The following is a 25,026-nucleotide window of genomic DNA, read 5'->3' on the forward strand; positions in this document are numbered from 1 at the left end:
AACCCGCGGTCGCTCGTTCCATCGGCCGTCCGTCCCAGGGGTGCCGTCACCCCTGCCGTGCCGACCGACGCGTCCTCGCCGACGCGTCGGTCAGCGGGACGAGGAAGAGGTCTCCATCGAGTCACTGTTAGTGGGACGCGACAAGAGGCTTGCTCCGGTGTGGTATCTACTGACGTGCTAGAAACTCAGTCCACGGCCTCGATCACGTAGTGGTGCTCGTCCTGTTTCACCAGGTCCGCCGCCTCGCGCATGCTCACGGCGTAGCCGGTGGGCCCGTGTTCGAGCTCGTGATCGGCGTTCACCCGGACGAGGTTACCGATCAGCTGCGCGGACGGCGGCTTCTGTGCGGCGCCGCAGTCGTACACGGTGAGGAGTTCGTTGCCGTCGTCGGTCTCGTAGACGATCACCCGGGCGTGCGCCGCGAGCCGCCAGCGATCCGCGCCGCTGGGGGGCAGCTTCAGCGTCATGGCGCCACGTCCGGGTCGAGGCCGGCGCGCGCCTCGATCTCCGCGATCACCTCGACGAGGTCCTGTTCGTCGGTGTGCTCGCCGTACACGCGCCGGACGAGCGCCGGGAGCGTGTAGGCGTACTCCCCGCGGCTGCGGTGCTCCACGAAGCCGGCGCGCCGGAGCACCTTGTTGCGGGCGTACGCGTACCGCCGGTTGCCGGAGCCGTCGGCGGCGCGGTGTGCCTCGACCGGCGTCGTGCGGCCGGCATGTCGATACGCGCCGAGCATTCCTCGGGTGACGTCCTCCAGCGACTCCACCGCGCGGGCGACCCCCGCGACGACGGCCTCACGGTGGCGCAGTTCGTCGCCGTCGAGGAACGCCGCCGCGTCCTCGACGCCGTCGAACCCCGAGCGCGAGCGGGCCGGCGAGATGTCGACACCGTCGGTGGGCGGGGGCGCGCTCCCCTCGCGCTCGTCGCTCGCGTCCCCCGTCGCGTCGGCAGCGTCGCCGGCGGCATCGCTCGCCTCCGTCGCCGCCGCGGTTCCGTCGTCGGCGACTGTGGCGGTCGCGGCGGCCACCTGCCCCTCGGCGTCCTCGGACGCGGCAGCGTCGCCGTCACGCGTGTCTACCCCGGTAGCCGCTCGGGCCGATGCGGGCGTCCCGCCCGCCGCAGCGGTCGACTCCTCGTAGTCGTGAAGCTCGGCCTGGTCGTCGGCCGGCCGCCCCCCGAACGCGGCGTCCCCGTCGCGACGCCGCGGTTCGGGCGCGGAGCCGTCGTGGGAGGTCGGCGCGGCGGCGACCGGATCCTCGCCGGGAGATCCCTCGTCCCCGCCGCGATACGGCGCGTCCGCCTTCTGCAACAGCGCCTGCGCGAAGGTGTCGGCCATCTCCGACATGTCGCGCGCCTCCTCCAGTTCCCGTTCGAGCTGCGTGATCCGCTGCTCCTTCTTGTCGAGTTCCTGTCTGAGGTCCGCGAGCTCCGATTCGGTCCGCTCGCGCTCGTCGGTGATCGTCTGCAGCTCCGACACCAGATCCCCGGAGACCGACTTGAGGTCGGGCCGCTCGAAGTCGTCGAGGCCGGGCGTCGCGCCCGCGTCGAACGTCTGCTTGCGGTGAAACTGCACTCGCCGAATGGACTCGGCCCAGTCGGTCATCAGGAACGCCTCCCCGTCGTCCATGTCCTCGATGGCCTCGCCGTACTTGCTGCCGAGGATCCGCGAGACGACCTTCGTGTCGTTGTCCCAGGTGAGCCGATGCCAGCACAGCCAGTCGCACTGGGTGATGAAGTCCTTCTTCACGTCCGCCGGGCGCTGGGAGATGCCGACGATGCCGAGGCCGTGCTTGCGTCCTCGCTTGCCGATCTTGATCAGCGTCTTGCCCGTCTTGTCCATCCCCGCGCCCTCGGGGATGTACTCGTGACACTCCTCGACGAGCATCAGGAACGGCTTCTTCAGCTTCTTCTCCTTGGCGAACAGCTGTCTGGCCGTCTCGCGGATCAGTTCGGAGGCCTCGTCCTCGTCGAGGTAGCCCGAGACGTCGAGGATGATCGGGACGTTCTCCTCTAAGGCGAGCGACGCGATCTTCCCCGCGTGCTCGCTCGACACCTGGATGTCACACTCCTCGTCGGCGCCGACGTGGAGTATCTCGAACTCCTCTTTCAGCCCGTAGTACTCCCCGTCGGAGTCGACGATGAGCACCGGAAAGCTGTTCGAGAGCAGTTTCTCGATGACGACCGAGGCGGTGTTGGACTTGCCGGACCCCGATTTCCCTGTGATGAACCCGCGCCCAGTCAGGATCTCGACCACCGGAAGCGAGATGGGCGTGCCCGCCGACAGCCCCGACTCCCCGCCGGCTCCGTCGCTCACGTCCGCGACGGTGATGGTCTCGTCGCTCATTACCGAACCCTGGCTTCCCACCGGGCTTAAACTTCTGCAGTCGCGTCCGACGCGCGTCAGACGCCGGGGGTCGTCGGAAGCTGCGGATAGACGCCCCCGACGTTGCCGGAGCCGGCATCCCGGGACGCGTCGAGAACACAGCCGCGGTGTGGGTTTAGGTGCCCACCGGTCGACAGCTCGCGCATGGACACGAGCCTCGAACTCCACGCGGCCGACGCGACCGGCTGGCGGGCCGGTCTGTACGACGACATCCGACACACCTTCCGCGCGCCGGTCGTCAACTGGATCTGGCGGACGGCGACGGCGAACCACCCCGAGTTCACTCGATACCTGTGGGGCCAAGTGAAGCCCGCATTCGAGACGCGCGCGTTCGCCGCGGCGTCGGTCGCGTACCGCGACGCGGTGCTCTCGGCCGTCGACGGCCCCCGCTACCGTCCCGGCGATCTCGACCTCGCGCCGGCGGAGGCGCGGGAGTTGCGCGGCCAGATCGGCACCTTCGACGCCGTCGCGCCGCGGCTCGCGGTGCTGTTCGAGCTGGTCGACCGGGCGATGAACGGCGGCGACGTGGGGACCGCGGTCCCCGACGATCGGAGCGCGACCGAGCCGTACCCCGCGGGGCTGGACGCGAACCGCGGACTCGACCCCTCGATGGTCGCCGTCGACGACGTCCCCGAGTCGGCCGCCGGGACGGTCGCGTCGATCCGGGACTTCCACGGCTTCGACGAGGGGCTCCCGAGCGTCTACCGCTGTCTCGCGCAGTGGCCCGGCTTCCTCGACCGGCTGTGGACCGACCTCGAACCGCACCTGCGCTCGGACGAGTTCGAGGCCACCCTCGCGGACGCATCGGCGGTCGTCGACGAGTACGTCGAGGGGCTCGCCTACCGCCCGGCGCTCTCGCGGGAGGCGGCGCTGGCGGCCGGATTCGACGAGGACGCCGTCGACGACATCGCCGGGCTGTTCGTCGAGTTCAACGGCGGGCCGGTCGAGACGGTCATCCCCGCGCTACCGCTGTTCGCCGACGCCGTCGGCGTGAGCGGGCGGCGACGGCTGTAGCCACACGGTGTGCCGGCGCCGAACGACACCGGCGAAGGCGGCCGGTCACCCGGCTGCCCGGACCGCCTCGACCGCCTCGTGCCACTTGCGGGCCACCTCGTCGGCGCGCTCCTTCTTGTCCTCGATGTCCTGCTGGTCGCGAAGCCAGTACAGGTCCGTGTAGAAGGCGACCAGCGTCTCCACTTCACCGTCCGTCAGATGTCCCACGCGGTCGGCGTTGCTCTCGTACACCTGCGGCGGCTCGACGCTCGCTGCGAGCGCCTCGTAGCGGCCCTCCTCGGCCAGGTCCGCCACGTACGACAGCGCCTCCAGTTCGGTCCGGAACGCGAGCCGGAGATGGTCCGTCTCGGCGCGTCGCCGCCGGCGGAACACGAAGTACGACCCCGCGGCCGTCGCTACCGCGCCCACGAGACTCCCGAGCACGAGTCCGGTCGCGACGCCTGCCATACTCGAGTTGTGTCGTCGGCGCCCGAAAGGTCCGTCGGCGGACGGCGGCGCGTGGACGTCGACGGCGCCGTCCCGCGCTACTCGAACTCCCCGAGGTCGACCTGCCCTCGTCGTCGCCGCCGGCGTTCCCGCTCGGCGTCCGTATCGCCCTCGTCGGCCCACTCATCGAGTGTCGCGTCCCCCGAGAGTGCGCGTCGTGGGGCGCCGTCATCCGTACCCTCGCCCGTGGGTTCGGCGGCGGTTGCCGCGCTCGCGTCGCCGGCGGCGACGCCCTCGTATCCGCCGAGGGTCGCCTGTTCCTCGGCGGCAAACGAGAGGTTCGACACCCGAACGCCGAGCTTCCGAACCGACTCGCCCGCGAACTCCTCGAGGAGGTCGAGCGCCACCTCCTCGACGAGGTCCGGGTCGTCGACCGGGCCCGGCAGCGAGTCGGCGCGCGTGTTCACGTCGAACGGCGGGCGGACGACCTTCACGCCGATGGTGCGGTACATCGCCCCGCGCGAGCGCGCTCGCTCGGCCACGTCGGCCGCGAGGGCGCGAACCCGCTCGCGTTGGGTGTCGGCGTCGCCAGTCCGGCTCGCGGACTCACGCGACAGCGACTTCGGACGTCCCGCGGGCGTCACCTCGCGGTCGTCTCTCCCGTTCGCGCGCTCGTGGAACTCCCTGCCGCGCGAGCCGAACCGCGCCTCCAGGTCCGCCGGGTCCGCCGCCGCGAGGTCGCCGGCCGTCTCGATGTTCATCTCCGCGAGATCGCTCGCGGTGACCGGGCCGACGCCGTGGATGTCGGAGACGGACAGCGGTGCAAGGAAGTCGGCGGCCTCGCCGGGCTCGACGACGGTGAGTCCCTCGGGCTTGTCGTAGTCGGAGGCGACCTTCGCGGTCGCCATGTTCGGCGCGACGCCGACGCTGGCGGGCACGCCGGCCTCGCGCTCGATGCGCTCGCGGACGTGGCGGGCGAGCCCTTCCGCCAGTGGGGCGTCGCCCGAGCCGTCGCCGGTCTCCCACGAGGTCCGGTCGGTCACGTCGAGGTACGCCTCGTCGATGCTCACCTCCCGGACCGTATCGGCGGCGTCGTGGAGAACGCCCTTCACCGTCGAGGCGACCTCCTTGTAGAACGCCATGTCGACGGGACGGTAGTGGCCCGACTCCGCGGGATCCGGCGCGTCCGGGTCCGCGGGATCCGCGTCGGCGACGCGGGGCAGCCGCTCCAGCGCCCCCGAGATGGGTTGAGCCGACTCGACGCCGAACTCGCGCGCCTCGTAGCTCGCAGTCGCGACCGCGCCGATCGTCTCGCCCGGCTCGTACCCCATCCCGACGACGACGGGGTCGCCCGCGAGTTCGGGCTCCTTCAGGCGCTCGCAGGAGGCGTAAAAACAGTCCATATCGACGTGGAGGACGACGCGCTCGTCGCGATCGTCCGGCGTCGGTGCCCCCGGGAGCGTCTCCTCCATACGAGACAGTGACTCCCCGAACACCCAAAAACCGTCGCCACCCGCGGTGACCGTGAGACCCGATGACCGCGAGCGCGGATCGTTATTTCAGCCGCTCCTGCAGGACCGAGGGGTGCGCCGCGGTGACGCCCTCGACGCCGCCGATCTCCTCGGAGATCACGTCGCCGAGTTCGTCGCCGTCGGCCGCGCGGACCTCAGCCATGAACATGTGGTCGCCCGAGGACGTGTATAGCGAAACGACAGACTCGAGCTCCTGCAACGCGCGCGTCGCCTCGACGTAGCGCTCGCTGTCCACCTCGATGCCCACGAGCGCGATCGTCTGCCCGGAGAGCTTCTTCGGGTCGACCTCCGCGGAGTAGCCGACGATGACGCCGTCGTCCTCGAGCCGGTTGATGTACTTGCGCACCGTCGGTTTCGAGACGCCGGCGCGGTCGGCGATCTCGGCGTAGGATGCCTGCGCATCCTCCTCGAGCGCTTCGAGGATGCGGTCGGCCGTCGAGGAGGTACTCATTGCCATATGTTTCGCGCCGCAGAAAAAATACCTTGCGAATGAGAAAACGGGACTCGTGGGGACGGCAATCATCGAGAGTGACCGGTTCGACCGTGCCGCAGTCGTGCGGTTCGACCGCTCACTCCCGCCGCCGGCTCACTTGTGGTTGTCGATGAACCGATCGTACGAACGCTCCCACTCGTAGTCGTCGTCGAAGTACCGCTCCGCGAGCGGCTCGTCGGGCATCTCGCCGATCTGCTGCTTCTCCTCTTGGTAGGAGGGGCGCTCCTCGTCGCGGTAGTACACGCCGGTGAGCACCTCGCCCTCGTACAGTTTGTCCTCGGTCTCGCGCATCAGCTCCTGCGCCTCGGCGCGGTTCGTCGGATCGAAGTCGTAGTCCTCGGACTCGTTGATGTCCGTGTACGGGACGTACTGCTTGGCGTCCTTGTTCCACGTCGGACACTGCGTCAGGAAGTCGATGTGCGCGAACCCGTCGTGCTCCATCGCCTCCTTCAGGATGCGCTGGGCCTGGTTCGGGTTCACTGCGGCCGTCCGGGCGACGAACGACGCGCCCGAGGTCAGCGACAGCGAGAGCGGACGGATCGGCGTCTTCGCCGAGCCGTGGGGCTGCGTCTTCGATTTGTGCCCCTTCGGGCTGGTGGGGGACGTCTGGCCCTTCGTCAGCCCGAATATCTCGTTGTTGAACACGATATACGTCATATCGTGGTTCTCCCGGGCGGTGTGCATGAAGTGGTTCCCGCCGATGCCGTAGCCGTCGCCGTCGCCGCCGGCGGCGATCACTTCGACGTCGGGGTTAGCGAGCTTCGCCGCGCGGGCGACCGGCAGCGAGCGGCCGTGGATCGTGTGGAACCCGTAGCTGTCGAGGTAGCTGTTCAGCTTGCCCGAACAGCCGATCCCCGTCACGAGCAGCGTCTCCTCGGGCGTGCGCCCGACCTCGGGCAGCGCGCCCTTTAGCGACTTCAGGACGCCGAAGTCGCCACAGCCCGGACACCACGTCGGCTGCGGTTCGATCTCGGGCGTGTACTCGTTGCGGTCGACCTCCCGTTCCTCGCCGATTGCACTGAATGCGCTCATTGTCAGTCACCTGCCGCGGGCACGAACTTCGTCTCGTTGCCGGGGAGCTCCCCGTCGTCGACGATCTTCGTGGTGAACCCTTCGACGATCTCCGCGGGCTCGAAGGGGTTGCCGTTGTACTTCAGCAGCGAGGAGAGCAGCTCCCCGTGCGTGCCGAGCTCCTTCTGGGTCAGACCGCGGAACTGTGCGGACGCGTTCATCTCGACGACGAGCGCCTCCTCGACGGAGTCGAGGAACGCACGCACCGTCTCGACGGGGTACGGCGCGAGTTCGGCGACCGTCAGCGCCTTCACCGACGTGCCGTTCTCGTTGAGGCGGTCGACCGCCTCCTCGACGGTCCCCTGCTGGGAACCGAACGTGAGGATGCCGTATTCGGCGTCCTCGGGCCCGTACTCGATGAGCAGGCCGTCGTCGTCGAGGTCGGCGCGGATGGCGTCGAGCTTGCGCTGGCGACGGTTCATCTGCGCGACGCGGTTGTCGGGGTCCTCCTCGATGTGACCGGCCGGGTTGTGTTCGTTCCCGGTCGCGAGGAAGCGACCGCCCTTCTGACCGGGCACCGAGCGCGGCGAGACGCCGTCCTCACCGTCGTGCTGGAAGCGGTGGAACTTGCCGTCGGCCGTGTGCGGCTGGTCGGCCAGTTCCTCCTCGGTGAGCGTCATACCGATGTCGCCGTTGGGCTCGCGGTCGAAGTGCGAGGCCGGGACGTTCGTCAGCTCGCCCGACAGCTTCTGATCGTAGATGATCATCGTCGGGATCTGGTACTCGTACGCCAGTTGGAACGCCCGGCGCGACGCCTCGTACGCCTCGGCGACGGTGCCTGGCGCGAGCACGACGCGCTGGGAGTCGCCCTGCGAGGTGTACAGGACGTGTTCTAAGTCCGCCTGCTCGGGCTTCGTCGGCATCCCCGTCGACGGCCCGGCGCGCATCGCCTCGATGAGCACCAGCGGCGTCTCGGTCATCTCCGCGAGGCCAAGCGGCTCGCCCATCAGGGCGAACCCGCCGCCCGAGGAGCCGGACATCGCCTTGACGCCCATGTGGGAGGCGCCGATGGCGAGCGCGGCCGCCGCGATCTCGTCTTCGACCTGCTCGGAGATCCCGCCCAGTTCGGGCAGGTTCTGGCTCATGATGGTGAACACCTCGGTCCACGGCGTCATGGGGTAGCCCGCGATGAAGCGGCACCCCTCGTCGATGGCGCCGTAGGCGATGGCGTCGGAGCCGGACATGAGCAGCTGATCCTCGTCGTGGTCGCCCGTGGGGACGGACACGTCGGGTGCGTCGACGTCGTACTCCTCGTGGACGAGGTCGTACGCCGTCTCCATGATCTCGACGTTCGGCTCGAGGATCTTCTCGGGCATCGCGTCCCGCATCAACTCCTCGATGGCCTCGAGCGGGATGCCGGTGATAGCGCACGTGACGCCGACGCCGGCGGTGTTGCGCATGACCTCCCGGCCCTGCTCGCGCGCGAGCGACCGGAGGTCGATATCGTACACGTGCCAGTTGTTCTCCTCGACGCGCTCGTCGAAGTTCGGTACCTCCGAGGGATCGAGGAGGCCCGAGTCGTAGACGATGACGCCGCCCTCGCGGAGCTCGTCGAGGTTCTCCGCGAGCGGCTTGGCTTCCTCGTTCCCGTAGTAGGCTTCTTCCTGCGGGTTACGGGCGAACGAGTCGCCCAGCGCCAGCAGGAAGTTGTAGCCGTCGCCCCGGGACTTGACGGGATCGGCGGAGGCGCGTACCTCGACGTAGGTGTGGCCGCCCCGGATGCGCGAGGGATAGTGACGATGCGTGAAGACGTGGAGCCCCGACCGCATCAGGGCCTTGGCGAAGTTCTGACTGGTCGAGGCGATACCGTCGCCCGACCCGCCAGCGATCCGCCAGATGAGTTCGTCGGCTGACATAGGTACTGATCGGCCCTCCGATGGGCAGTGTTTGACGATTGTTCTGCCCGGGACAAATGCCTTGCTATAGGTTCGCAAAGGGTCGATCGTGAGGGTTTCGAGGATCGATCGCGACGAGGACCGATCGACCGTCCAGTCGATCCGGACCTACGGCAGCCAAACCGATTCGCCAGGTGTCACCTCCGTCGATCGATATCTGGCCACTCCCCTGTGTGACCGACGGGACACGGAGGCACGGAAGTTCCGATCTCCCGTGGATAATTTTTCCAAGAAATTCTAAAATCTTATAAGAGATACAGAGATATCTCGCGTCAGGGCATGAGATGTGTTCCACTGATCGTCGCGGCGCTCCTCGTCGTGGCGACCGTTCCCGCGCCGGTCGCCGCACACGGGGTGGCGGAGAACGACCCGCCGCTCGCCGACGCCGGCCTCGATCAACACGTCGAACGCGGCACGGTAGTGTGGCTCGACGGCGGCGGTTCCCTCGATCCCGACGGGAAACTTGTCGCTCACGAGTGGTCGATCCGTACCCCCGACGGTCGGGAGATCGAACCGAACGATCCGACCGCGGTGTCGACGACGTTCACCGCGTCGACGGTCGGCCGATACGAGGTCACGCTGACGGTCACAGACGATCACGGAGTCGAACGAAGCGACACGCTGTACGTCGATGTCGGCGACCCCGAGGGGGAGAGCGTCGGGTCTGGACCGGCGAACTCGACGCCGCAGCCGAACGAACCGCCCGTCGGTCGTATCGACGGACCGGACAGCGTCGTCCGCGGCGAGCGAGCCACGTTCACCGCCGACGTGTACGACCCCGACGGGTCGGTCACGTCGTACGCCTGGTCGGACGGGCGATCGACCCGCGAGATCGACCGAACCGTCGATCTCCCGGCGGGCGAGACGTTCGCGTTCAGCGTCCGTGTCACCGACGACGACGGCGCGACGACGACGTTCCGGAAGTCCGTCCGGGTGCTGGCACCGGACGATGACACCGGGGGCGCGTCCGCCTCCACCGACCCAAGTAACGAGCGGCCGACCGCCCGGATCGAGGGCCCCGACCGCGTCGCGTCCGGCCACGACGCGACGTTCGTTCTCCGAGGGAGCGACCCGGACGGAACCGTCGTTCGACGACTGTGGCCCGAACGCTCCGAGACCGGGGCGGTCGTCGAGCACGCGTTCTCACGGCCGGGAACGTACACGGTTCGCGGCGTCGTCGTCGACGACGACGGCGCGCGAACGACGGCGACGAAAACCGTCGAGGTGTACGACGAGGGGCCCCCGGTGGTCTCGATCGACGGTCCCGACACCGCGAAAGCGGGGAGTACACAGGAGTATACGCTCGAAGCGTACGATCCGGACGGAGGAGAACTGACGATCAGTTGGGACCCGGGGCAGACGCAGTGGGAGCGCGAATCGAGTCAGTTCGTGAACAACGTCGAGATCGATGGTATGCTCGGGGACACGATGGAGGTCTCGGCGACGGTTACGGACGATGAAGGGAACACGGTGACTGTAGTGAAGGAGACGAACGTGGAGACTCAGACGAGCTTCGGAACCGGAGAATCCATTCCCTATATCTCGGAAATTTCGTCGAGATACGCCACTGACGACACAAAACAGACTTCGGAAACAGATTCTGTTGAACTCGGCACCTACGAATTTCTCGCAACCGTCACACACGAGGAGCGGAAGATCGTCCGCGCCACATGGCGGGTGAACGACACGAACAGCGCGGTCATCGTCGACACACTTGGCCGGTTTTCCGGCACCCGAGACACGGAGATTCACCACATGTTCGTCTCCGAGCAAGGAGGCAAAGTTACGAGAGAGGTGTCGCTCTCGGCGGTCGATGCTGACGGCGACCGGAGTGAACAGAAGTGGGTGAGCCGCGTGCACTCCGTGCAGACTCACGACGACATCGTATTCTATGCGATGAAATCCGGAGATTCCGCACGAAAGACCAGCTTAGAGGTGGAGCCGGGCGATCAGGTCGAGTTCACCGTCGGATCGCACCAGAACTACCGCCTCGCCTTCGGTGACGGGGATGCTGCGCGCGGGTCGGGGACGTCGGGATTGCAGAACGTCGAGATCGCTCACACGTATCGTGACCCTGGGACGTACAAGGCCAGACTGATCTCGACGCAGGGTCCGAAGGGTGAGGCGCTGAAGACTGTCGATGTCACGGTCCAGCCGAAATCGTATACGGAGTATTGGTATGAACGTACGGGGAGCACAATAGAACGAGTCATTTCTGAGCAGCGACCCACGGGGAAAGACTGGTTCAAAAAATCGGTATACGACTCCGGGACGTTCTTTACAGGACAAACAGTAACCGTGAGAGCCGATGCAGGGCGACCGTCGATGCTCGGGGACGATTGGGTTTCGAAGGGCACGAGGGTCGAAAGGCGTTCGCGCCGGATCACTCGCGTCAGGCAGTCGGATCCCGACGGCGAAGGAGACGACTGGCAGCTCGTAGAACGGAACGTTCGTACCGAGGAGCAAACGTACTACGAAGACAAGTATCAGTGGCTTTCGAGCCGCTACAGGCGTTCGGAATGGAGTTTCACCGGCGAGACCAGAACCGAGCGCGTGGTCGTCGGCGACGGACACGACCACGACCGCGAGCGGCACACGCGAACAACGAGGACCTGTACGAACTGGGATCTAGACTTGAGTCCATACGGCGGGTTCTCACGCGAGTGTTCCAACTGGCAATACGACACCGATGTCTGGTACACTGGACACGACCACAGTGGCTACACGTACTACGAGACAGACTACCTGTACAAGACCGAGGTTGAACGAACCCGAACAGTTCACTACCACGAGTACGCGAGCGAGCGCGAGTTCACCGTTACCACAGAGACCTTCGCAGAAACGGACTCCTGGACCGAGTGGCTGTGGGAGCGCGAGGGAAGTACCCTCAGACAGGAGCAATCGCTAAAGAGACCCGAGCCTGGAACATATATTCCCGGGACACTCCGTATAGTCGAAGTTCGGTGTGGATCTGAGGAGAGCAATCACGATTCAGTCATGTGCTGACGGCTAATTACGAATATACAAGTACGATAAATTATTATTGACGCTATGGAAATCACAACTGTTCGGACCGATCTGTTCCGTCGGAGGTCGGTACTGTGAATAGGAAGTACACAACCGCGCTCGCACTCGTCGCGATGATCTCTCTGGCAGGATGTCTCTCTTTCGTCGGATCGAATTCCGATCCAGTTGTCCGTAGCCAAGAGCCAGTAGAAATGGATGGTACCAGCCCCCAGCCACCGAAATTTGCCCATCATCAGTCGGATAGCGATGTCGAAACTCCCCCGCCGTTAGAGAATAAAACTCCACGCGAAGACATTAATGTTACACTATCTGAAATAATATTGATTGATAAAATAAACGACTATCGAGCGGATAGTGGTTCTGGACGTTTAGTGTCGGATCCCAGACTTGCCCGTATCGCTCGCCATCACTCATACGATATGGCCACACGCGATTTCTTCAATCACACCAACCCCGATGGAGAGACGTTCGCTGATCGGGTCCAGGAAAGCAGTTATGCCTGCGGTGGCGGTGGCGAAAATCTCAGGGGAGTCTTCTGGAACAGGAGCTATTCACAGACGGAAGAGGAGCTCGCAGAAGTCATTCTCCGTGGATTCATTGAGTCCCCGGAACACAACACGGGGATGCTCCTCCCGAGCCACGACACTATTGGCGTCGGGATATACATCGCCGAGGACGGGCGAACGTACGCCACAGTAAATTTCTGCGACGCTAACCCGGGAGAGGAAAACGAACCATGAATTGGTTCGATCACGGCCCCACGCGAAGACACTTCCTCGCGGCCACAGGTACCGCGACACTCGCCGGAACGTCCGGCTGCCTCGGCTGGCTGCGCGGCGACTCCGAGCGCGACGAACCCCGCGGCGGCTGGCACACCGAGGAGTTCACGACCGCCGAGGAGACAAAGACCTTCAGCTATCGCGAGGGAACTCGCACACCCTATCCCGGAGTGAAGCAGATATACGCGGGCGGCGGCACGCTCGTGCTCGTCTGTTTCGATTACGCTCACGAGCCGTCGATCCGGTGGTGGCGCGAGGAGTTCCCGAAGCTGTCGGACCTCCTCGCGGACGGCGCCTTCCGCCCGACGCTGCTCATGTTCCCGCTTCCGGTCAACGAGTGGTCGATGCTGCTCCCGAGCGCGGTGTTCGAGGTCCGCGCTCGGGGGACCCGAGCCGACGCGTGGCGGTTTCACGAACTGATCGTCGAGGCGGCCCCGGACTACTCGTTCGACCTACTTCGGGAGTCGGCTTCGGAGGTCGGCGTCGACGGAGCAGCCGTAGTCGAAGCGGCAGAAACTCGGCGGCGGCGGAACCAGACGCTCTCAGACCGCGAGTTCGGTCGTGACAGCGGCGTCGACGCGGAGTCGATCCCGGCGTTCCGGTGGGGAACCGACCCGATCGAAGGGTCCACCGCCGCCGAGATCCGGGAGTTCGTCGAATCACGAAACTGAGTCGAACCGAGAACGAGTCCGCTGATCGCCTTATCGGGCGCGCCTTACTCCTCGTTCTCGGGACTGCTCGGGTGATACTCGGTATCGTACTCGCCGACCTGTCCGTCCAGCCGGTCGGGATTGATCCGCCCGCCCAGCAGCATGAAGTCCAGCACGGTGCAGTACAGCATCGCCTCGACGACCGGCACGGCCCGCGGCGGAAGCACGGGGTCGTGGCGCCCGACGACCTGTACCTGCTTCTCCTCGCCGGTCTCCCAGTCGGCCGTCGTCTGCTCTTTCGGGATCGATGTCGGCGCGTGCCAGGTCACCTCGCCGTGGATCGGCTCGCCGGTCGTGATGCCGCCCTGCAGGCCGCCGTGGTCGTTGCCGACGGGGACCGGGTCGCCCTCCTCGCTGACCGTCTCGGGGTGGTCTCCCTCGTCGAACTCCCAGTCCTCGTTGCGGTCGTGGCCCGTGACCTCGCGGGCCTCGCGACCGAGGCCGAACTCGAAGGCCGTCGTCGCCGGGATCGACATCATCGCCTGTCCGAGACGCGCGGGGACGGAGTCGAACCGCGGCGCGCCGAGCCCGCGCGGGACGCCGCGCGCCTCGAACTCGATGGACCCGCCGATGGAGTCGCCGGCCTGCTGATACTCGTCGATCAACTCGCGCATCTCCTCGGCGGTCTCGGGGTGCGCGCAGCGGACCTCGTTCTCCTCGCTGTGTTCGATCAGCTCCTCGAAGCTCACGTCGGGGGCGACGATGTCACCGATCTGATTGACGTGGGCTTTGATCTGCACGTCGTAGTCGCTCTGGTCGAGCACCGCCTTCGCGACGGCGCCGCCGGCGACCCAGTTGACGGTCTCGCGCGCCGAGGAGCGCCCGCCGCCGCCCCAGTTGCGCGTGCCGAACTTCGCGGAGTAGGTGTAGTCGCCGTGGCTCGGGCGGGGCGCAGTGACGAACGGCTCGTACTTTCCCGAGCGGGCGTCCTTGTTCTGGATGACCATCCCGATCGGCGTTCCCGTGGTGTAGCCGTCCTGGATGCCGGAGTTGATCGTCACCTCGTCGGGCTCGCCGCGGCTGGTCGTGATCATCGACTGGCCCGGCTTTCGGCGGTCGAGATCGCGCTGAATTCGCTCCTCGTCCAGTTCCACGCCGGCCGGAACTCCCGAGACCGTACATCCCATGGCCTCGCCGTGGCTCTCGCCGTAGGTGGTCAGCCGGAACAGCCGACCGAACTCGTTGCCGTTCATGCCCCTGTTCGGTGGGTCGGCGGTATAAAATGCGGCGAAGGTGCGAAGAACCGCCGGGCGGTGGCGTCCGCCGAGGAGGACCGCGATCGCCTCGATCAGCGCTCGTGAATCCGCATCCGCACTGGTTGCGTCGGCCGGGTTGTGATACTCGCTTGCAGATTCGCCTCGAGGTCGACCGGGTCCACCACCTCGAACGCGAACCGGCGCAGCAGCGTCGCGAGGATCAGCTTTGTCTCCAGCAGCGCGAAGCGGTCGCCGACGCACCGGCGCGGCCCCGAGGAGAACGGGAAGTACGCCAGCGGGTGTAGCTCTCGTTCCATCTCGTCGGTCCACCGCTCGGGCCGAAACGCGAGCGGGTCGTCGTAGTGGGCGGGATCGCGGTGAACGACCCACTGGCTGATCGCCACCGGTGTTCCCTCCGGGATCCGGTAGCCGCCGAGTTCAACGTCCTCGGTCGGCTCCCGGAGGATCCCGTGCACCGGCGGGAGCAGTCGCATCGACTCGGTAACGACCTGATCGAGGTACTCGAGATCGCGGACGGTGTCGAAGCCGGCGGGCTCGTCGCCGAGTTCGGCCTCCAGTTCGTCGAGGAGCCGTTGCTCGATATCGGGATGACGAGCGAGCAGGTGAAGCGTGAACGTCAGCGACAGCGCCGTCGTCTCGTGGCCCGCCAAAAGCAGCGTCTTCACCTCGTCGCGAACCTGTTCGGCGGCCATCTGCTCGCCGTCCTCGTCTTCAGCGGTGAGGAGTGCCGAGACCACGTCGGCGTCGGGCGCGATCTCGCCCTCACGTAGCGCGCGACGCTTCTCGTCGACCAGTTCGTCGACGATGCGGTCGAGCGAGGCGACCGCCTCGCGGAGCTTCTCTCGGCCGAGCGTCGGTACCGACGCCGGAAGGAGATCGAGCAGGCTGCCGCCCGCGGACTGCTCCATCACGGTGTCGAGCGCGCCGCCGATCGCGGGCGTACGGTCGCGGATGTCGACGCCCATCAGCGCGCGGGCGACGATGTCGAGGGTCAGCCCCATCATGTCGCGGTGGACGTCGCGGACCTCGCCGTCGTCCCAGCGGGCGCTCGTCCGCTCGGTCGTCTCGACCATCATGTCGGCGTAGCCCGCGATGCGGTCGGGCGTGAACGCCGGCTGGATCAGGTGTCGCTGCCGGCGCCAGAAGTCGCCCTCGCTGTTGAGCAGGCCGTTGCCGAGCACCGGCCGGAGCTGCTGCTGGAACAGATCTCCCTTCACGTACTGCTGGTTCTCGGAGACGAGCACGCGCTGGATTGCGTCCGGGTCGGTCAGGAGGAACACGTCCTGACCGAGGATCCGGTAGCGCGCGACGCCGCCGTATTCGGCGGCGACGCGGTCGCGGAAGGCGAAGAAGTCCCGTTGGTTCTCCAGGAACGAGCCGAGGACGGGCAATCCGTCGGGGCCAGGGGCGGCTTCTGGGGGGCGTGCGGTGGAGAGATCCGTGTCGCTCATGTCGGAGGTTACACGCCAGCCGCCCATAGCGGTTGGTGAACGCGGGGTCGGTTCCGTGGAGTTGTCGACGGCCGCGGCGGTACCTCAGAACGCCGCCTCCAACACCGCCCGCGCGTCCGCTTCCGTGAGGTCGTACCCATCGGACGCGTACGACAGCAGCGAGTCGGCGGCGGCCACGCGCGCGGCCTCGTTGATTCCCCCCTCGTCGACGCCGTCGATCGCCGACAGCGACGCCGGCAGACCGAGGGCGTCGCGGACGCGTTCGACTTCGGCGATCGCTTGTTCGACCGTTCCGACCTCGAACGCCGCTGTCAGCATCGAGAGGTCGACGCCGGCGTCGGCCATCGCCCGCAGCGCGTGAGGTGCGACCGCCGCGTGTGCGAGCCCCTGCTGGATGCCGAACGCGTCGCGCAGGCCGTGGCCGAACGCGTGGATGGCGTTGATCGTCATCTCGCCCGGCCGCGAGATACCGTACTGCGCGAGCACGACGCCGGCGACCGCGCGGTCCATCGCCGCCGCGTCGTCGGTCATCTCGGGGAGTCCCTCCGCCAGCAGCCGAACTGCCCGGGTCGCAGTGGCGTCGGTGACGGCCGTTCGGTTCCGGGAGTACAGCGACTCGATCGCCTTGTCGAAGCCGTTCATCGCCGACCCCGCGAGCACGCCCTCGGGCGTCGTCTCGAACAGCGCCGGATCGTAGAACAGCGCCTCCGGAATCAGTTCGCGGCCGCCGACGCCCGTCGAGACCATCTCCGTGCCCCCGGTGCCGTCGTCGACCTCGGCGGCGATACCGGCGATGACCGACAGGTCCGCGCCCGCGAGGGTCGTCGGCACCGGGAACAGCGGCGTCAGGGTTGCGGGGTCGTCCGGGGTCGCGATCCCTCCGGTTTCGACCACTTCCTCGCGGGTTTGATCGAGCGACAGACCGCGGGCGCGCAGCACCGACGCGACCGTCGCCACGTCGAGGCTGGAGCCGCCCCCCACGGGGACGAACGCGTCGACGCCCAGCGCGTCGGCTCGTTCGACGGCGCGGGCGGCCTCCCGCAGGCGCTTGTCGGGCGTCGTCCCTGCGAACACCTCCGCGAGGCGGTCGCCGAGGCCGTCGCCGACGGCGTCCATCAACTCGGCGTTGCCGGCGACGTTCGAGCCGCAGACGACGAGCGCGGCCTCGCGGTCGCGCTCGTCGAGCGCGTCGCCGATGTCGGCGATACAGCCGCGGCCGTAGTGGATCGCGCCGGGGTCGTAGTCGAACGCGAACGGCGGCGTGTCGAGCGCGGACATGTGGTCGAGCGTCGGCCGCCCGGGCGAAAACGGCATCGGCGGCGGAAGTCGTCGGCGCGGTCCGGTAAGTTTCCGCGCTGGCAGACGCGGTTCGACGCGGGTCGGCCGGCGTCGTTCGTTCGCGTTGTCGACCGACTACCGATCGCTTTGGTCCCGTTCTGTCCCGGTTCGATCACGGATACCGAGGGTTGTCCCCGGGACAGAGGTACCCCTATTGCCGTGGCCGGGGTACTGTCGGCTCACACCATGACACAGTTCGACCGACGAACGGCGTCGAAGCTCAGTATCGTTACGACGGTGGTCGACGCGGCGATGGCGTTCGCCCGCGGCCGACGCAAGGAGGCGCTCGTGCTCCTCGGTGCGGCGGCGCTCTCCACGCGCGTGCCCGGACTCGGAACGGCCGTCTCCCTGCTCTCGCGGGTAGTCCGTCGGGTCAGGTGAGTCGCTCGGGCTATCGGCTCCGGTGAACCGCCCGGATCGACGGACCCCCCGAACAGGTCCGACCGCCGACGCAACTCGCCCTCGGCGGCCCCTACTCGGTCGAGACGGCCGCGCCGAGGTCGGCCATCGCCTCGAAGAACCCGGGGAACGACACGTCGACGTGCTCGGCGCCGGTGACGGTCGTCTCGCCGTCGGCGACGAGACCGGCGACCGTCAGCGCCATCACGAGGCGGTGGTCGCCGCGGCCGTGGACGGTCGCGCCGCCGAGCGTCGAGTCGCCGCCGTGGACCGTCAGCGAGTCCCGCTTCTCGGTCACCTCGGCGCCCAGCCTCTCCAGCGACTCGGCCATCGCGGCGACGCGGTCGGTCTCCTTGTAGCGGACGTGCTCGGCGTTCACGATCCGTGTTTCGCCGTCGGCGACGGCGCCCAACACGGCGATCGTGGGGAGCAGGTCGGGCGTGTCACCCACGTCGACCTCGACGCCCGAGAGCGACGACGCGCGGACGGCGATCTCGCCGGCGTCCTCGTCCCAGTCGATGTCGGCGCCCATCCGGTCGAGGATGTCGACGATGGCGGAGTCGCCCTGCGCGCTCGGGCGGGCGCCCCCGACGACGACCGCCTCGCCCTCCGCGGCGGCGACGGCGCCCGCCGCGAGCAGGTACGACATCGAGGAGAAGTCGCCGGGGACGGCGTACTCGTCGGCCTCGTAGGACTGCCCGCCTGGCACCCGAAAGCCCGTCTCCGTGCGCTCGGTGTCGACGCCGAAGTCGGCGAGCACCTCGCGGGTGATCTCGACGTACGGCGCCGATTTGAGCTCGGTTTCCAGGTCGATCTCGATCCCCTCGTCGGTGACCGCACCGGCCATCAGCAGGGCGGTGACGAACTGCGAGGAGACGTCGCCGGGGATGGCGACCGTCCCGCCGGCCATCGCGTCGCCGACGACGAGCGGCGCCCGCCCGTTTCGGCGGGTCGACTCCGCGCGTCCCCCGAGCGATTCGACGGCGTCAAGGAGCGGCCCCTGGGGTCGCGAGCGCAACGACTCGTCCCCGGTGAGGATCGCGAGGCCGTCGGTCAGCCCCGCGGCGGCGGTGACGAGTCGCATCGTCGTCCCGGAGTTCGCGCAGTCGATCACGTCGTCGGGAGTGGTCGGTCGGCCGCCGAATCCCTCGACCTCGACGCCATCGGCGCCGCCGCCTTCTTGCTCGTCCCCGTCGCCCTCGTTCGTCCACACGACCTCCCCGCCGAACGCCTCGACCGCTCGGCCGGTGGCTCTGGGGTCTGCTGAGTCCAGCGGGCCCGTGACGGTCGTGCCCGCTCCGTAGCCGGCGGCGAGGATCGCCCGGTGAGTGTAGCTCTTCGACGGCGGAGCGCGAGCGCGCCCGGCGATCCGGGACGGAGAGACGTGTACGTCCATGTGCCGGAGATGCGGGCGGTCGGGCAAGTGTGTACCGACCGCGACACCCGTTGCGGCGTGTCTGTGCTGCCGCCGGCCTTGTCGACGACTCACACGGACACACGTATCACACCGTATCAATCAGGCAAAGATAATACAACAGTTGTAGTTAATATTATGATATGGAGGAAACGCACGCAGAACGTCTCCTCGACGAACTGCTCGACCGGGGGCTGGTTCCCGGCGAGCGCATCGAGGAGGTGCAGCGGATCCGCGAGTCCGGGGAGATCTGGGGGGCGCTCGAGTACGCGATGAACGGCGAGATCAGCGAGCGGTGGCGATCGGAGGCGGTCGTCTGACTGTCGACCGTGACGGCCGGACTCGCTTGCTGGCCACGTTCGCGGCTCATCCGTCCCGTTCCTCGCGACGAAAACGACTATCCCGGCGGTCGCCGCATCCTCCGGTATGACACGCACGCTTGACGCCCTCGACGACCGTCTCGCGGCGACGGACGCCGACGCGTACTGTATCGAGGCCGGGAGCGCCGACTCGAATCAGCTGTACCTCTCGGGGTTCGACGCGCCCGACCCGTTCTTCACCGCCTACACTGGCGAGGAACTCGCGGTCCTCACCTCCGGACTCGAGTACGGCCGCGCGAAAAAGGAGTCGCACGCCGACACCGTCGCCCGGCTCTCCACGTACGACTACGCCGAGCGCGCCGCCGAAGCGGGACAGTCCACGGCACTTGCGGGCGTGTACGCCGACTTCCTCGCCGATCTGGGCGTCGAGTCGGCGCTCGTCCCCGAGCGCTTCCCGGTTGGCGTCGCGGACGGGCTTCGTGAGGCCGGGATCGGGGTCGACGTGGACCGTGACGACGTGATCGAGACGGTCCGGGCGACCAAGACCGACGAGGAACTCGACGCCGTCAGGCGTGCGACGGCCGCCAACGAAGCCGCGATGGCCGCCGCCGAGGACCTCATCGCCGCCGCCGAGGTGGCCGACGACGGGACCCTCGTGATCGAGGAGGGGGTTGAGGGCGGAGACGGCGCGGACAGCGAGGAGACCCCGCTCACCAGCGAGCGCGTGAAAGAGGAGATCGAGGTCACCCTCCTCCGACACGGCTGCGCGCTCGACGAGACGATCGTCGCCTGCGGCGCCGACGCCGCCGACCCACACGACCGCGGGTCGGGCCCCCTCGAGGCGGGCGAGAGCGTCATCGTCGACATCTTCCCCCGAGAGAAGGCGAGCAAGTACCACTCGGACATGACCCGCACCTTCTCGAAGGGCGAGGCGAGCGACTCGATCGCCGAGTGGTTCGAGCTGACCGAGGCGGCGCTCTCGGCCGCGCTGGACGCCGTCGAGCCAGGCGCCACCGGCGCCGAGGTGCACGCCGCCGCATGCGACGTGTACGAGGAGGCGGGTCACCCGACGCTCCGGTCGGACCCGGACACCGAGACGGGATTCATTCACTCGACGGGACACGGCGTCGGCCTCGACGTGCACGAACAACCGGGACTCAACTCCCGCGGCGGGGAGTTGGAGCCGGGGCAGGTGGTCACCGTCGAGCCCGGGCTGTACGACCCCGCGGTCGGCGGCGTCCGCATCGAGGACATCGTGATCGTCACCGAGAACGGCTACGAGAACCTCACCGAGGACTATCCCGTGGAGCTGGTGGTAGAGTGAGCGTCCGCGCGCACACCCTGCGAATGAACCGGGGGCCCCGACGCTCAGCCGGGACCCGAGCCGGAAGCGATCCCCGACGAGGATTTGGTCGACGCGGCCCATCGGTCGCCTATGAGCCTGTTCGAGCGGGTCGCCGACGCGTTCCGCGAACCGGGTGCCGGCGACGGGTCGGAGGTCGACATGACTGACTCGGACGACGCTGCCGGTTCGGGAGACGGTCCCGCGGACGAGCCGGCGGAGAACGGCGCGGACGAGCGAACCGACGCCGTCGTCGCCGTCTGCCAGCGGGCCCCCGATGGGATCCGCACTTACACCATCGAGATCGACGCCGAGGCCGCCGATGGCGCCGAGGTCACGGAAGTCACACCCGGCCTGTTGGAGGCGCACTTCGAGGTCGTCGAGGGCGGCGTCGGCGAGGACCACGTCACGGTCCGCGCGGTCGACTTTCGCGGCGAGGCGCGCACGGTCGAGGCGGGGACGCTCGTCGGCGTCCGGTTCGCCGCGCCGGTGGCGCCGGCGAACGTGCGGATGCGGCTGTTGTCGGCGGAGGACCACGGCGGCGACACGCTCCCCTCGGAGTGGTTCCGGATCGCGGCCGTGGAGTAGCGGCCGGGATCACCCCGCCCCCGCGTCCGACCCGCCCCGACCGATACCCTTTCGGTCGCCACCCCGATAGCGGGAGGCATGAAGTTGCTCGTCGTCGGCGCCGGGGAGATGGGCCGGTGGGCCGCGCGGACCCTCCGCCCGGTCAGCGAGCGCGTCGCGCTCGCGGACACGAACCCCCAGACCGCGATGGACGCCGCCGAGGACGTCGTCGACGGCCGGGTCGTCCCGCTCGACACCGACGAGTCGTTCGACTGCGTCGTCCTCGCGGTGCCGATCCCCGTCGTCGCCGACGCCGTCGCGAAGTACGCCGCCAACGCCGCCGACGGCGCGATCGTCGACGTCTCCGGCGTGATGACCGAACCGCTCGCGGCGATGGACGAACATGCGGCGGGCGAGTACGCCAGCTTCCATCCGCTGTTCGCCCCGCCCCGCGGCCCCGGCCGGATCGCGTACGTCCCCGGCGAGGCGGGACCGCTCGTCGAGCGCGTCCGCGAGCGACTGCGGGAGGTCGACAACGAGGTGTTCGAGACGACCGCGGGCGACCACGACGACGCGATGGAGAAGGTTCAGACGGGTGCCCACACGGCCGTTCTCGCGTACGCGCTCGCCGCCGGCGACGTGGACGAGCGCTTCCACACGCCCGTCTCCGAACCGCTGGCCGAGTTGGCTCGCACCGTCACCGAGGGCGAGCCCCGCGTGTACGCCGACATCCGCGAGACGTTCGCCGGCGCCGACGCGGTCGCGGAGGCGGCGCGGGCGCTCTCGGCCGCCGACCGCGACGAGTTCGAGACGCTGTTCGGGCGCGCCGGCGACGCCGTGGGCACCGAGTCGCGCACCGGAGAGGGCGATCCGCCCGGCGACGAGTGAGGACGCCGAGACAGAACCGTTACCCACCCCGACCGAGTAGCCGCCGGCAATGAGTCACTCGCCGCACCCGAGACCACACCCGCGGCCACGGGCGCGTTCGGTCCACGAGCGCGCCCGGACGCCGCGGTCGGCGACGCCCGCGAGGTGGTCGCCGTGAGCGTCGACCGCGAGGCGCTGCGCGACACCGCGAAGTACCTCCGCAACGTCCGCCCGGTCGACCCAGACGAGGTGTACGAGTACCTCCCCGACCGACCGCATCCGGCCGTCGTACGCACCGCCCTCCGCGAGGAGGCGTTCGATCTGGGGCTGTTCGAGCGCGAGGACGGCACCTTCGTCCCTGCGACCGAGGAGCCGGTCGACCCGCCGGGGTGGTCGCCGGAGTCGTTCCCCGACAACCATGCCGAGGCGATCGAGGATCTCCTGTTCGAGCGCTACGGCCTCGACTGGCACGAGGGTGACTCGGGCGACACGCTTCGGGAGACGATCGACCGGCTGAAGGAGGACTACTACCGCGGCAGGCCCGTCGAGTACGACGCCGACGCCGCCCTCGCGTACGCGGTCTACCACCAGCCGGACTTCTACGCCGCCGTCGGCTACGTCCTCGACCGACTCGCCGACCGAGGATTGCTCCCCCGGACGCTCCGCGTGTTCGACGTGGGCGCGGGCACCGGCGGCCCCGCGCTGGGACTCCACGACTACCTCCCCGACGACGCGCTGGTCGACTACCACGCGATCGAGCCGAGCACGAACGCGGACGTGCTCGACGAGCTGCTCGACGACACCCGACCGAACGTCCACACCACGGTCCACCGTGAGACCGCCGAGGCGTTCGACCCGGACGCAGTCGGCGAGGTCGACCTCGTCCTCTTCGGCAACGTCCTCTCGGAGCTGGACGACCCCGAGGCGGTCGCCTCCCGGTATCTCGACGCGCTCGCCGACGACGGCTCCTGTGTCCTGCTTGCGCCGGCGGACCTGAACACCTCGACGGAACTGCGTCGCGTCGAACGCGCGCTGACCCCGCCCGACGGCGACGTGAGCGTGTACGCGCCCGACCTGCGGCTGTGGCCCGGCGACGCCCCCGACGACCGCGGGTGGTCCTTCGAGGAGCGTCCCGACCTCTCGGTTCCCTCGTTCCAGCGGAAGCTCGACGACGCGGCGACGCGCGCGTACGACGAGGAGCCGGGCACCTACGTCAACACGGACGTGAAGTTCTCGTGGGCGATCCTCCGCCCCGATGGGGAGCGACGCCACCCGGTCGTCGCCGGCGCCGAGCGCCACCACCGGATGGCCGACTCCGAGGACCACGTCACCGACCGGGTGAACCTCCTCGCGGTGAAGCTCTCGGACGACCTCGCGCCCGACGACGCGAATCCCCTGTTCAAGGTCGGCGACGGCAGCGAGCAGTTGGAGCACTACCTCGTGCTCACGGGCGAGTCGTCGCTCAACCGCGACCTGCGGGAGGCGCCGTACGGCGCGATCCTCTCGGTCGAGAACGTCCTGATCCTCTGGAACGACGACGAGGGCGCGTACAACCTCGTGTGTGGGACGGAGACGGTCGTGGACACGGTCGCGGCCTGAGGCGGCGTCGGGACGTTCTGGTGGGAGCGGTCGCGATCGCCGGCGACTCGGGCCGGTCGCCCCGTCGGCTCAGGTCGGCCCGTAGCGCGCCACGCCGACGCGTGCGACCGCGACGGCGACGCCGCCCGCGACGACCACGGCGGCGACCGCGAGGTACGACGCGGGGTCGGGGCTGCCGACGGCCAGCTTCGCGGCGACGTTCGCGGGGTTCGTCGGCGACAGCGCCGCCGCGCCGAACAGTCCGAGCACGCCCAGCGAGTACACCGTCTGCGCCGCACGCCTGTCGGGCGCGGTGAGCGCAAGCGCGGCTCCGAGCGCCGTCACCAGCGCCGCCAGCCCCGCGGTCAGCCCGAGCAGTCCCAACACGCCCGCGACGGTCACGAGCGCGCTCGGCGAGGGCGCGATGGCGGTGCCGTTGACCGACAGCAGCGCGAGCCACAGCGCCGCCTGTATCGGCGCGAGGCCGGCGGCCGCCAGCAGCTTCCCCTCGACGATGTCTGTCATCGTGACGGGAGCGACCCGGAGCAGTTCCAGCGTCCCGCGCTCCAGTTCCTCGGTGAGCGAGTCGACCGTCACCGAACCGGCGATGAACACCGGGAGGAACAACAGCAGCGGGACGAGCACCGTGTAGGTGAAGCCGAAGTACGGCGACGAGCCCGCCCGCGGCGGCAGTTCCAGCGTCTGCGCCGTCAGCGACGCGGAGCGCTGATCGCGCTCCAGCCGCTCGAACGCCCGCAGCGCCTCGCGGGCGCGCACGACGACCAGCGTCGTCCCGACGTTGCCGTCGGGCACGAGCACCCGGACTTCGAGGGTACCGCGCTGGGTCGCCGTCGCCAGCATCGCCGCGTCGACCCGACCGTCGGCGAACGCGTCTGCGGCGGCCTGCCGGGTCGGGTATCGCCGGGCCTCCATCCCGTCGGTCCCGCCGACCGCGGCCGCGAGGTCGCCCGCGTCGTCGCCGGCGACGGCCGTCTCCACCGAGTAGCCCGCCGCGGCGCCGGGGTCGTACAGCGAGACGAGCCCGACGACGAGGAACGACGAGAACGCCGCCACGAACAGCTGGATCAACAGCGCCAACAGGATCGTCTTCTCCGAGCGCAGCGACGCCAACTCGCGCTTCGCGATCGTCCAGCGTGGGTCCCTGTTCGCGCGATCGCCCGCGGCGACGGTGCCCGGGATCGG

At 68.5% G+C, this 25,026-nt stretch carries 23 protein-coding genes and 1 pseudogene; 11 read left to right on the plus strand and 13 right to left on the minus strand.

Annotation, left to right across the window (positions count from 1 at the left end; all coding sequences use genetic code 11):
- Positions 1-185 precede the first annotated feature (185 nt).
- Together K6T25_RS12365 and K6T25_RS12370 are read right to left on the minus strand one after the other, a co-directional pair.
- Positions 186-467 (minus strand): hypothetical protein, encoded by a 282-nt coding sequence (locus K6T25_RS12365; protein ID WP_222914508.1) that lies wholly within the window; start codon positions 465-467, stop codon positions 186-188.
- Positions 464-2,344 carry a helicase HerA domain-containing protein gene (locus tag K6T25_RS12370; RefSeq protein WP_222914510.1) on the minus strand — a complete coding sequence of 627 codons (1,881 nt, stop codon included), beginning with the start codon at positions 2,342-2,344 and terminating at the stop codon, positions 464-466. Before K6T25_RS12370 ends, K6T25_RS12365 begins: the two co-directional genes overlap by 4 nt.
- Positions 2,345-2,527: 183 nt before the next feature.
- On the opposite strand from K6T25_RS12370, the gene K6T25_RS12375 reads away from it, so the two are divergent.
- Positions 2,528-3,397, plus strand: a complete 870-nt coding sequence (locus K6T25_RS12375; RefSeq protein WP_222914512.1) for a halocarboxylic acid dehydrogenase DehI family protein — start codon at positions 2,528-2,530, stop codon at positions 3,395-3,397.
- A gap of 45 nt (positions 3,398-3,442) precedes the next feature.
- Here the strand turns inward: K6T25_RS12375 and K6T25_RS12380 are convergent, their stop codons facing one another.
- The 6 genes from K6T25_RS12380 to K6T25_RS15580 form a co-directional block, all read right to left on the minus strand.
- Positions 3,443-3,844: a hypothetical protein gene (locus K6T25_RS12380; RefSeq protein WP_222914514.1), complete on the minus strand. Its 402-nt coding sequence runs from the start codon at positions 3,842-3,844 to the stop codon at positions 3,443-3,445.
- A gap of 77 nt (positions 3,845-3,921) precedes the next feature.
- Complete coding sequence (locus K6T25_RS12385) at positions 3,922-5,295, minus strand: DNA polymerase Y family protein (protein WP_222914515.1); 1,374 nt, start codon at positions 5,293-5,295, stop codon at positions 3,922-3,924.
- Positions 5,296-5,377: 82 nt separating this feature from the next.
- Positions 5,378-5,806: an HTH-type transcriptional regulator LrpA1 gene (gene lrpA1 / locus K6T25_RS12390; protein WP_222914517.1), complete on the minus strand. Its 429-nt coding sequence runs from the start codon at positions 5,804-5,806 to the stop codon at positions 5,378-5,380.
- 135 nt (positions 5,807-5,941) lie between these two features.
- Positions 5,942-6,880 carry a thiamine pyrophosphate-dependent enzyme gene (locus tag K6T25_RS12395; protein WP_222914520.1) on the minus strand — a complete coding sequence of 313 codons (939 nt, stop codon included), beginning with the start codon at positions 6,878-6,880 and terminating at the stop codon, positions 5,942-5,944.
- 2 nt (positions 6,881-6,882) lie between these two features.
- On the minus strand, positions 6,883-8,775 hold the full coding sequence (locus K6T25_RS12400) for a 2-oxoacid:acceptor oxidoreductase subunit alpha (RefSeq protein WP_222914521.1): 1,893 nt from the start codon (positions 8,773-8,775) through the stop codon (positions 6,883-6,885).
- Positions 8,776-9,051: 276 nt separating this feature from the next.
- Entirely contained in the window at positions 9,052-9,288 is a 237-nt protein-coding gene (locus K6T25_RS15580; RefSeq protein ID WP_225917873.1) for a hypothetical protein, read from the minus strand.
- On the opposite strand from K6T25_RS15580, the pseudogene K6T25_RS15765 reads away from it, so the two are divergent.
- From K6T25_RS15765 to K6T25_RS12415, 4 genes and pseudogenes are all read left to right on the plus strand, one after another.
- A pseudogene (locus K6T25_RS15765) lies at positions 9,235-9,390 on the plus strand (PKD domain-containing protein); the annotation flags it as partial. The gene K6T25_RS15580 and the pseudogene K6T25_RS15765 sit on opposite strands and share 54 nt — an antisense overlap.
- A 192-nt stretch (positions 9,391-9,582) precedes the next feature.
- Positions 9,583-11,820, plus strand: coding sequence for a PKD domain-containing protein (locus tag K6T25_RS12405; protein WP_225917854.1), 2,238 nt, complete (start codon positions 9,583-9,585; stop codon positions 11,818-11,820).
- Between the two features lie 95 nt (positions 11,821-11,915).
- On the plus strand, positions 11,916-12,581 hold the full coding sequence (locus tag K6T25_RS12410; RefSeq protein WP_222914525.1) for a CAP domain-containing protein: 666 nt from the start codon (positions 11,916-11,918) through the stop codon (positions 12,579-12,581).
- Entirely contained in the window at positions 12,578-13,291 is a 714-nt protein-coding gene (locus K6T25_RS12415) for a DsbA family protein (RefSeq protein WP_222914527.1), read from the plus strand. The genes K6T25_RS12410 and K6T25_RS12415 overlap by 4 nt, the downstream gene beginning before the upstream one ends.
- 44 nt (positions 13,292-13,335) lie before the next feature.
- Here K6T25_RS12415 and aroC read toward each other — a convergent pair whose 3' ends face one another.
- The 3 genes from aroC to K6T25_RS12430 form a co-directional block, all read right to left on the minus strand.
- Positions 13,336-14,523: a chorismate synthase gene (gene aroC, locus K6T25_RS12420; protein WP_222914529.1), complete on the minus strand. Its 1,188-nt coding sequence runs from the start codon at positions 14,521-14,523 to the stop codon at positions 13,336-13,338.
- Between the two features lie 95 nt (positions 14,524-14,618).
- On the minus strand, positions 14,619-15,998 hold the full coding sequence (locus tag K6T25_RS12425; protein ID WP_222914531.1) for a cytochrome P450: 1,380 nt from the start codon (positions 15,996-15,998) through the stop codon (positions 14,619-14,621).
- 84 nt (positions 15,999-16,082) lie between these two features.
- The gene (locus K6T25_RS12430; RefSeq protein ID WP_222914533.1) at positions 16,083-17,276 is read right to left on the minus strand and encodes an iron-containing alcohol dehydrogenase family protein; all 1,194 of its coding nucleotides are present in this window, start codon (positions 17,274-17,276) and stop codon (positions 16,083-16,085) included.
- Positions 17,277-17,522: 246 nt separating this feature from the next.
- Here K6T25_RS12430 and K6T25_RS12435 point away from each other — a divergent pair, with 246 nt between their 5' ends.
- On the plus strand, positions 17,523-17,717 hold the full coding sequence (locus K6T25_RS12435; protein WP_222914535.1) for a hypothetical protein: 195 nt from the start codon (positions 17,523-17,525) through the stop codon (positions 17,715-17,717).
- A gap of 91 nt (positions 17,718-17,808) precedes the next feature.
- Here K6T25_RS12435 and aroA read toward each other — a convergent pair whose 3' ends face one another.
- Complete coding sequence (gene aroA, locus K6T25_RS12440) at positions 17,809-19,131, minus strand: 3-phosphoshikimate 1-carboxyvinyltransferase (RefSeq protein WP_222914537.1); 1,323 nt, start codon at positions 19,129-19,131, stop codon at positions 17,809-17,811.
- A 161-nt stretch (positions 19,132-19,292) separates the two neighbouring features.
- Between aroA and K6T25_RS12445 the strand changes: the two genes are divergently transcribed.
- From K6T25_RS12445 to K6T25_RS12465, 5 genes are all read left to right on the plus strand, one after another.
- Positions 19,293-19,469 carry a hypothetical protein gene (locus K6T25_RS12445; RefSeq protein WP_222914539.1) on the plus strand — a complete coding sequence of 59 codons (177 nt, stop codon included), beginning with the start codon at positions 19,293-19,295 and terminating at the stop codon, positions 19,467-19,469.
- A 106-nt stretch (positions 19,470-19,575) separates the two neighbouring features.
- Complete coding sequence (locus tag K6T25_RS12450; protein ID WP_222914541.1) at positions 19,576-20,793, plus strand: M24 family metallopeptidase; 1,218 nt, start codon at positions 19,576-19,578, stop codon at positions 20,791-20,793.
- A gap of 111 nt (positions 20,794-20,904) precedes the next feature.
- The gene (locus K6T25_RS12455; RefSeq protein WP_222914543.1) at positions 20,905-21,399 is read left to right on the plus strand and encodes a hypothetical protein; all 495 of its coding nucleotides are present in this window, start codon (positions 20,905-20,907) and stop codon (positions 21,397-21,399) included.
- 78 nt (positions 21,400-21,477) lie between these two features.
- On the plus strand, positions 21,478-22,266 hold the full coding sequence (locus K6T25_RS12460; RefSeq protein WP_222914545.1) for a prephenate dehydrogenase/arogenate dehydrogenase family protein: 789 nt from the start codon (positions 21,478-21,480) through the stop codon (positions 22,264-22,266).
- Positions 22,267-22,419: 153 nt separating this feature from the next.
- Positions 22,420-23,844, plus strand: a complete 1,425-nt coding sequence (locus tag K6T25_RS12465) for a small ribosomal subunit Rsm22 family protein (RefSeq protein ID WP_222914547.1) — start codon at positions 22,420-22,422, stop codon at positions 23,842-23,844.
- A 69-nt stretch (positions 23,845-23,913) separates the two neighbouring features.
- On the opposite strand, the gene K6T25_RS12470 is transcribed toward K6T25_RS12465, so the two are convergent.
- Positions 23,914-25,023: an ABC transporter permease gene (locus K6T25_RS12470; RefSeq protein WP_222918041.1), complete on the minus strand. Its 1,110-nt coding sequence runs from the start codon at positions 25,021-25,023 to the stop codon at positions 23,914-23,916.
- Positions 25,024-25,026 lie beyond the last annotated feature (3 nt).

The organism is Halobaculum rubrum (assembly GCF_019880225.1).
GTDB classification, from domain to species: domain Archaea; phylum Halobacteriota; class Halobacteria; order Halobacteriales; family Haloferacaceae; genus Halobaculum; species Halobaculum rubrum.